Origin of the sequence: Spirillospora sp. NPDC049652 (genome assembly GCF_040675125.1) — a bacterium.
Lineage (GTDB): Bacteria > Actinomycetota > Actinomycetes > Streptosporangiales > Streptosporangiaceae > Spirillospora.
Genome location: NZ_JBFAOF010000335.1, coordinates 1 through 7,063, shown reverse-complemented (window position 1 = coordinate 7,063; position 7,063 = coordinate 1). Strand labels below are relative to the sequence as shown.

General features: G+C 71.0%; 10 protein-coding genes. 4 read left to right on the top strand and 6 right to left on the bottom strand.

The window, feature by feature from the left end; translation table 11 throughout:
• Window positions 1–129: 129 nt before the first annotated feature.
• Together AB0J52_RS21235 and AB0J52_RS21230 are read right to left on the bottom strand one after the other, a co-directional pair.
• On the bottom strand, window positions 130–396 hold the full coding sequence (locus AB0J52_RS21235; protein ID WP_500183419.1) for a hypothetical protein: 267 nt from the start codon (window positions 394–396) through the stop codon (window positions 130–132).
• A gap of 194 nt (window positions 397–590) precedes the next feature.
• Window positions 591–1,076 carry an ATP-binding protein gene (locus AB0J52_RS21230; RefSeq protein WP_500183417.1) on the bottom strand — a complete coding sequence of 162 codons (486 nt, stop codon included), beginning with the start codon at window positions 1,074–1,076 and terminating at the stop codon, window positions 591–593.
• A 222-nt stretch (window positions 1,077–1,298) separates the two neighbouring features.
• Between AB0J52_RS21230 and AB0J52_RS21225 the strand changes: the two genes are divergently transcribed.
• Both AB0J52_RS21225 and AB0J52_RS21220 read left to right on the top strand, forming a co-directional pair.
• Window positions 1,299–2,144, top strand: coding sequence for a helix-turn-helix domain-containing protein (locus AB0J52_RS21225; protein ID WP_500183416.1), 846 nt, complete (start codon window positions 1,299–1,301; stop codon window positions 2,142–2,144).
• Between the two features lie 6 nt (window positions 2,145–2,150).
• Window positions 2,151–2,348: a DUF397 domain-containing protein gene (locus AB0J52_RS21220; protein ID WP_500183414.1), complete on the top strand. Its 198-nt coding sequence runs from the start codon at window positions 2,151–2,153 to the stop codon at window positions 2,346–2,348.
• 62 nt (window positions 2,349–2,410) lie between these two features.
• On the opposite strand, the gene AB0J52_RS21215 is transcribed toward AB0J52_RS21220, so the two are convergent.
• Both AB0J52_RS21215 and AB0J52_RS21210 read right to left on the bottom strand, forming a co-directional pair.
• Window positions 2,411–2,872 carry a hypothetical protein gene (locus AB0J52_RS21215; protein WP_500183413.1) on the bottom strand — a complete coding sequence of 154 codons (462 nt, stop codon included), beginning with the start codon at window positions 2,870–2,872 and terminating at the stop codon, window positions 2,411–2,413.
• A 106-nt stretch (window positions 2,873–2,978) separates the two neighbouring features.
• Window positions 2,979–3,299: an ArsR/SmtB family transcription factor gene (locus AB0J52_RS21210; RefSeq protein WP_500183412.1), complete on the bottom strand. Its 321-nt coding sequence runs from the start codon at window positions 3,297–3,299 to the stop codon at window positions 2,979–2,981.
• A 100-nt stretch (window positions 3,300–3,399) separates the two neighbouring features.
• Between AB0J52_RS21210 and AB0J52_RS21205 the strand changes: the two genes are divergently transcribed.
• The gene (locus AB0J52_RS21205) at window positions 3,400–4,398 is read left to right on the top strand and encodes a zinc-dependent alcohol dehydrogenase family protein (protein WP_500183411.1); all 999 of its coding nucleotides are present in this window, start codon (window positions 3,400–3,402) and stop codon (window positions 4,396–4,398) included.
• Here the strand turns inward: AB0J52_RS21205 and AB0J52_RS21200 are convergent.
• Both AB0J52_RS21200 and AB0J52_RS21195 read right to left on the bottom strand, forming a co-directional pair.
• A complete protein-coding gene (locus tag AB0J52_RS21200) occupies window positions 4,382–4,798 on the bottom strand; it encodes a hypothetical protein (RefSeq protein ID WP_500183409.1) in 417 nt (138 codons plus the stop codon). The genes AB0J52_RS21205 and AB0J52_RS21200 overlap by 17 nt on opposite strands.
• Window positions 4,799–4,858: 60 nt before the next feature.
• On the bottom strand, window positions 4,859–5,830 hold the full coding sequence (locus tag AB0J52_RS21195; protein WP_500183407.1) for an Lrp/AsnC family transcriptional regulator: 972 nt from the start codon (window positions 5,828–5,830) through the stop codon (window positions 4,859–4,861).
• A 115-nt stretch (window positions 5,831–5,945) separates the two neighbouring features.
• On the opposite strand from AB0J52_RS21195, the gene AB0J52_RS21190 reads away from it, so the two are divergent.
• A partial coding sequence (locus AB0J52_RS21190; RefSeq protein ID WP_500183405.1) for an MFS transporter occupies window positions 5,946–7,063 on the top strand: 1,118 nt, incomplete at its 3' end.

Here is a 7,063-nt window from a genome sequence, read left to right as displayed (position 1 = left end):
GACCGCGCCTGGGCGAACGCGGCATCGCTTCGCGATCTGCCCGGTTGCGCTCGCCTCCGGCTTCGCTCCACCGGGCAGGTAACGCGTTCGCGCGCGTGGCTGAGGCCACTTCGAGGCTGGCACTAGGTCTCAGTGCGGCCAAACCAGCCGCAGCACCTCCGGCCGCTTCAGCATCTCGACCACGTCCCGGCCCAGCACTTCCACAGCCCCGGGACGCTCGGCCGCGTCGACCATCGCGTACAGCACGTCCGCGAACGGCTGCTCAGCGAGAGCACGGAGACAGACCGCCATCTCCTCGTGCTCGTCCGCCGCGCCCCGGGCCAGGGCGTCCCGGAGAACGGCGCGGCGAACATGGAAGGCGGCCGAGCGCCCGCGCGGCAGCGATTCGCGGTTCAATCCGAACACCTTGATGGCCTCCGCCCCAATTTCGCTGCGCGGCTCGTAACAACCGGTAGTCAATCTCAACCAGAGGTGCGCTGAAAGGAAGGTCCACGGCGCGAGGGCCATCGAACCCGCGCACGCCGGACACCCTTCAGCCGGGTGCCGTAACGGCCTGCGAGCCTCTGAGCGACGGCGGGCCACCGGGCGGGTCAGAGGAGGGAGAAGCCAATGGCCTTGCCTATTCCGAAGCGGGAGAAGGTCGTGGTCGGGTAGACGGCGCAGTGGCCTGTGGTGAGGGCGTGGACCATGGTGAGGCCCCGGCCGTCCGTGCCCAGGCTGTCGATGAGCGCGTCGAGGTCACTGTCGTCCAGGACGGGCGGCGGTCGCAGGAGGTCGGGGACGCGGCCGAGGAACGGGTCGGCGTCCGCGATCTCGCACCAGACGGGACGGCGCGACGACCCCGCGAACAGGACGCGCAGTTCCAGCGGCGGCTCGGCGTGCTGGACGCCGTTGGCGGCGAGTTCGGCGGCGACGAGTTCCAGGTCGTTCACGCCGTCCTCCCCGACGCCGGCCCGGACGAGCACGCCCCGGACGATCTCCCGCGCCCGCCGCTCCGCCCGTCCCGGATGCAGCCGCCACGCCCGAGCCGTCCACGGCCCGACCCCGATCGTCGCGATCCCCGGCTCCACCATCATCCGCCCCGCTACCGTCCTCCCGATCCCGCTTCTCCGCATCGCGCTCCACCTCGCTCATCTGGGTCATGTGGTCATCACGCGTGATTCGGTGCGAACACCATCGGATGATCACAGTACGTAGTAGCTTCGTTGCTTAACGCTTCCATCTCGTGCCCGCTCGGGCAACGAGTTGCAGTACTGGAAACACCCCGGTCGTCGCGACGACACGACGAGGAGGCTGCGATGCCCAGGAAAGCAGCGACCGCTCGCGGCAGAACGCTCGGTGCCGAGCTTCTCGCGTTGCGCAACAACCTTGGACTCAGCACCCGGGCAGCGGCCGAGCGCATCGGCTGGACGGCGGCTACCCTCAACCGCACGGAGAACGGCTTGCGGGTGGCGACGGCCGAGGAGGTCGCGACGGTTCTCGGCGCGTACGGCGTGGTGGGCGGTGAGCGCGAACGCCTGCTCGCTCTCGCGCGGGACGCGGAGATGCCCGGCTGGTGGGAGCCCGGCGACAGCATCTATCCCACACCACTCAAGGCGCTGATCGGATTCGAGGCGCAGGCGATCCGCATCACGAACGTTGAGATCTCACTCGTCCCGGGGTTGTTGCAGATCCCCGAGTACGCACGCGCCCTCATGCTGGCGTCCGGCGTCCCTCCCTTGGAGATCGAGACAAGGGTCGCGACGCGTTTGGGCAGGCAGGCGATCCTCAGCCGTCCGCAGCCGCCGAAGCTCCTCGCACTGATCGACGAGGCCGCGCTCCGCCGTCCGGTCGGCGGACGGCAGGCCATGACCGAGCAGCTTCACCACCTGCAGCGACTAGCGCGGAAGCCGAACATCGAAATCCGTGTGATCCCGCTCGACGTGGGCGCACACTCCGCCCTCGCGGGCCCCTTCACGATCTTGGATTTCGACCGCGCCAACCCCCTCGTGCACCAAGGCGGCAAGAGATCCATCAGTTTCGTGGATTCAGCACCTGAGGTTGCGGAATTCGTTGCAAGCGTGGATACGCTGAGGAAGACCTCGCTTCCCCCTGACCGGTCGATTGCATTGATCGCGAGAATCATCGCCCTACAAGGGAGTTGAAGATCTGTGACGCACGATAACGACCTCACCTGGCGCAAGTCCTCCCGCAGTGACGAGGAGTTCAACTGCGTTGAAGTAGCGCGCCTGCCCCACGCACGGATGGCCATCCGCGACTCCAAGGCACCCACCGATCCAGTCCTAACGCTCGACCGAGACGGCTGGGCCTCACTCCGCGCAACCCTCAGCGAGGACAGCACCGCGTGAGCAAGCCGCGTCCGGCTTGGCGCAGGTAAGGCGCTCGGTGCCAGGCAGATCGACTTGGCGTCCTACCGCTCGGTGGCGAGTACTCGGCGGAGGGCCTCGACTATCTGGGCGCCGCTGAAGCGCTGGGCGGCGATGGTCTCTGCCTGATCCAAGGCGGAGGCCAATGCGTCTTCTGGGGCCGTGCGTAGCATCGCCACAAGCCAGCCCTCCAGGTCGTCCACGAGCTCTGGTAACTCAAGCTGGTCTGGCGTGGGGATGAACACGCCGCGCGGTGCGCCGGCCGGACGGGGTGCTTGCGCGGGATCAAGCGGATCGGGTGGCGGGGCTGCCGGGTCGGGCCAGCCGTCTGCTGCGGACGCGTAGGGCGCTGGTTCCAAGCCGACTCGGAAGGGGTGTACGCATACCGGGTGGCCGGTGACGGTGTCGACGCGGTGACCGCGTTCGCGGTCGAAGTCGTAGCGAGCGCCGGGCTTGCCGACGACGTCGAACTCCCCCAGAGCGAGCTTCTGCGCCGGACAGATCACGCAGCAGTCGTCCGTCCACTCGGGACGCCGAGCACCAGCCACGCCACCAGCATGTCAGCCGTCCGGCGATTGCGCCGGTGTCCGCGGTCGCGCGCACGCTCGGGGGTCATTCTTCGCGGTGGGCGGCGGTGACGATGGCTTCGAGGAGGCCGGGGAAGGACTCCTCCAGTTCTTCGCGGCGGAGGGTGTTCATGCGGGCGGTGCCCGCGTAGTGCTGCCTGATCAGGCCCGCTTCGCGCAGGACGTTGAAGTGGTGGGTGGCGGTCGACTTGCTGACCGTGAGGTCGAAGCCGCCGCACTTGATGGCGGTGTCGGAGTCCCAGAGGCGGGTGACGATGCCGCGGCGCACCGGGTCGACGAGGGCCTCGAGGATCTGCTGGAGCGTGACGTCCCGGACGGACGGGTGGGGCGGGGTGCGGTCGTCCATGCGGTCCATCGTACGACAGCGATCGAAGTTTGACATCCATCGAACTTAGGCGTTCACTGATCACCGTCGGACGGACGAGACGAACGAAGGACGGTCCACGATGGCCAGGACGGTGTTGTTCCACGAGCTCGGCGGCCCCGAGGTGATGCGGGTGGAGGACGTCGAGGTCGGCGACCCGGGGCCCGGCGAGATCCGGATCCGGGTGGACGCCATCGGGCTCAACCGGGCCGAGGCGCTGTTCCGCGAGGGGCGGTACATCGAGCCGGTGAAGCGCTTCCCGGGGAAGCTCGGCTACGAGGCCGCGGGTGTGGTGGAGGCCGTCGGGGACGGGGTCGAGGGTTTCAAGACCGGCGATCCGATCAGCACGGTCCCCGCGTTCTCGCAGAACGACTACGGGATCTACGGCGAGCAGGCGATCGTGCCCGCGCACGCGGTGCTGCACCGGCCCGAGTACGTGAGCGTGATCGACGGCGCGGCCGTGTGGATGCCCTACGTCACCGCGTACGGCGGGCTGGTCGAGGTGGGCGGCATGCGTCCCGGGGACACGGTCGTGCTGAACGCCGCGTCCAGCAGTGTGGGGCTCGCGGCGCTGCAGGTCGCCGAGCGGACGGGCGCGACGGCGATCGCGCTGACCCGCGGCGAGAGCAAGAAGGAGGCGCTGCTCGAGCACGGCGCGGCGCACGTGGTCGTGACCGACACCGAGGACATGGTAGAGCGCGTCCGCGAGCTGACCGGCGGGCGGGGCGCGGAGTTCGTCTTCGACGCCGTCGCCGGTCCGGGCGTGCTCGACCTGATGAAGGTCGTCGCTCCGGGCGGGAAGCTGATCGAGTACGGGATGCTCAGCGGGCAGCCGACGCCGTTCCCGGGGTTCGACCTGGGGATGCCGGCGGTGGACATGCGGTCGTTCACGATGCGCGAGACGTCCCGCGACCCGGAGCGGATGCGGCGGGCCGTCGCCTACGTGAACTCGGGGCTGCGATCGGGCGCGTTCCGTCCCGTCGTGGACCGGACGTTCGAGCTGGCGGACATCGTCGAGGCGCACCGGCACATGGCCGCGAACAACCAGGTCGGCAAGATCGTGGTCACCGTCGACCGCTGACGTCCAGGTTGAAGACCACCAGGAGCGCGATGGCCGTCGCGAGGAAGACCATCGCGGGAAAGGCGAACGGGACCGGGCGGTCGTAGGCGGCCAGGCTCTGCGGAAGGCAGACCACGGCGATCAGCGTTTCGAGGACCACCGTCGTGATCCGGACGCCCCGCCCGGCCGCCAGTTTCCAGGCGCAGAGCGCGACGGCCAGGGCGACCACGCCCAGACCGAATCCGAGGACCGCGACCACCTTCGCGAGCTCCGCGGTCAGCTTGTCCGGGGAGCTCACGTCCTTGGAGGTCGCCAGCACCAGGTAGACCGCCGGGACGGCCATGCCCAGGGCTTGCAGGCCGAGCAGGACGCGGGCCAGGACGAGGGCGCGGACGGGGCGGTGGGAGGTCGCGGGGCGCATGCTTCCAAGATCCCCCAAGGCGGCGTCCTTCGCCCACCGTCCGCGTACTCAGAGGGGTACTCAGCCTCGCGGCAGGACGCGGCCCAGGCGCTTGACGTCGCGGATGATCGGGGTCGTCTCGACGCGGGCCACGCCCGGGAGCGCGGCGGCGCGGTCGGTGAGGTAGCGGTAGAGGTCGTGGGCGTCGCGGCAGAGGACGCTGGCGGCCAGGTTGGTCGCGCCGGTGGTGGCGGCGGCGAACACCACCTCGGGGTGGGACGCGAGGGCCCGTCCGGCGGCGTCGAGGTCGGACGGGGCGGCCGTCATCCACAGGCGCGCGCCGTGGTTCAGGCCGACGAGCCGCAGATCGAACTCGGCGTAGAAGTGGAGCGCGCCGAGCGAGCGAAGGTGGTCGACGCGGCGGCGGACGGTGGAGGCGGACCAGCCGGTCGCGGCGGCGAGGTCGGGCAGGGCGGTGCGTCCGTCGCGGGCGAGGACGTCCAGGAGGGGACGGTCGTCCGGGGAGCACTGCGGGATGTCGGCGGGGTCGGCGGCGAACTCGGGATGCGGGTTGAGCGCGGCGGCCTGTTCGGGGGTCAGAGCGTCCAGCAGGCGGATCGGGCTGGGTGAGCCGTAGAAGACGTGCAGCACCGAGTGCGCCGCGACGTCCACGATGCGGCTGGTGTTCGGGAGCTTGTCCAGGAGGAGTCGTTCGGCTTCGTCCGGGGTCGCGGCGCGGGTGATGCACTGCACCTCCGTCCCCCCGGACACGAGCTGGACCCAGGCCGTGTCGGTGCGGCGGGCCAGCGCCTCGGCCACGGGCAGCGCGGCGCCGGGGGCGCAGCGCAGGCGGAGCATCCAGCGGCCGTGGGCGAGGTATCCGGCGGGCGGGACGGCGACGACGCGCAGCAGGTCGGCCGAGCGCAGGCGACGGTAGCGGCGGGCGACGGTCTGGTCGGAGACGTCCAGGACCTCGGCGATCCGGTTGAACGGCGCGCGGCCGTCGAGTTGCAGCGCATGGACGAGTTGCCGGTCGAGATCGTCGATATCCACCACAGCAGAGTAGGAGATGTCGAGATCTGCTCTGTTCCGTGGCCTTGTGTGGCGTCACGCCGGGGCGGCGGCCGAGAGTCCGGGTGTTCGACGGAGCGACTCGGAAGGACCGGATATGGGCAGGTGGGGACCGCTGACGGCGGTGTGCCTCGGCACGTTCATGCTGCTGGTGGACGTGAACATCGTGACGGTGGCGCTGCCCGACATGGCGCGCGGGCTCGGCACGGAGTTCGGGGCCCTGCAGTGGGTGATGGACGTCTACGCGCTCGCGCTCGCGGCGCTGCTGATGGGCGCGGGGACGCTCGCCGACCGGATCGGGCGGCGGCGGCTGTACCTGGCCGGGCTGGTGGTGTTCGCGGCGTCCTCGCTGGCCTGCGGGCTCGCGCCGGACGCGGCGACGCTGGTCGCGGCGCGCGCGGCGCAGGGCGCGGGGGCGGCGGCGATGTTCGCGACGACGGTGGCGCTGATCGCCGCGTCCTACGAGGGGCGCGAGCGCAGCACGGCGTTCGGCGTGTGGGGCGCGGTGAGCGGGGCGGCGTCCGGGATCGGGCCGATCCTCGGCGGGGTGCTCACGCAGCATCTCGGCTGGCGGTGGATCTTCCTGGTGAATCTGCCGGTCAGCGCCGTCGCGATCGCGGTGACGGTGCGGAGGGTGCGCGAGTCGCGGGATCCGGGCGCGCACCGGCTGGACGTCCCCGGCATCGCGCTGTTCGCGGTCGCGGCGGGCGCGCTCACCTTCGGGCTGACGCGCGGCGGCGGCGAGCTGTGGACGTCGGTGGCGGTCGCGGGGGTGGCGGTCGCGGCCTTCGCGGCCGTCCAGCGGCGGACCGCCTATCCGACGCTCGACCTGCGGCTGCTCCGGCGGCCGGGGTTCGTCGGGGTGATGATCGGGTCGCTGGCGATGTCGGGGGCGGCGTTCGCGGTGCTGATCGACACGACGCTGTGGCTGCGGACGGTGCTCGGCCTGTCCCCGATGGAGGCGGGCCTGGTGATCCTGCCGCTGCCGGCGGTGTCGTTCGCGACGTCGCTGCTGGCGGGACGGCTGCTGCACGGCGTCTCACCGCGCTGGACGGTCGGGGGCGGGCTCGCGCTGATCGGGGCCGGCGGCTTCGCGCAGGCGTTCCTCACGGCGGAGTCGGGCTGGACGGCGCTCGTGCCCGGGCTGGTCGTGACCGGGATCGGGGCCGGGCTGGCACTGCCGAACGTGACGGCTGCCGGGGTCGCGGCCGTCCC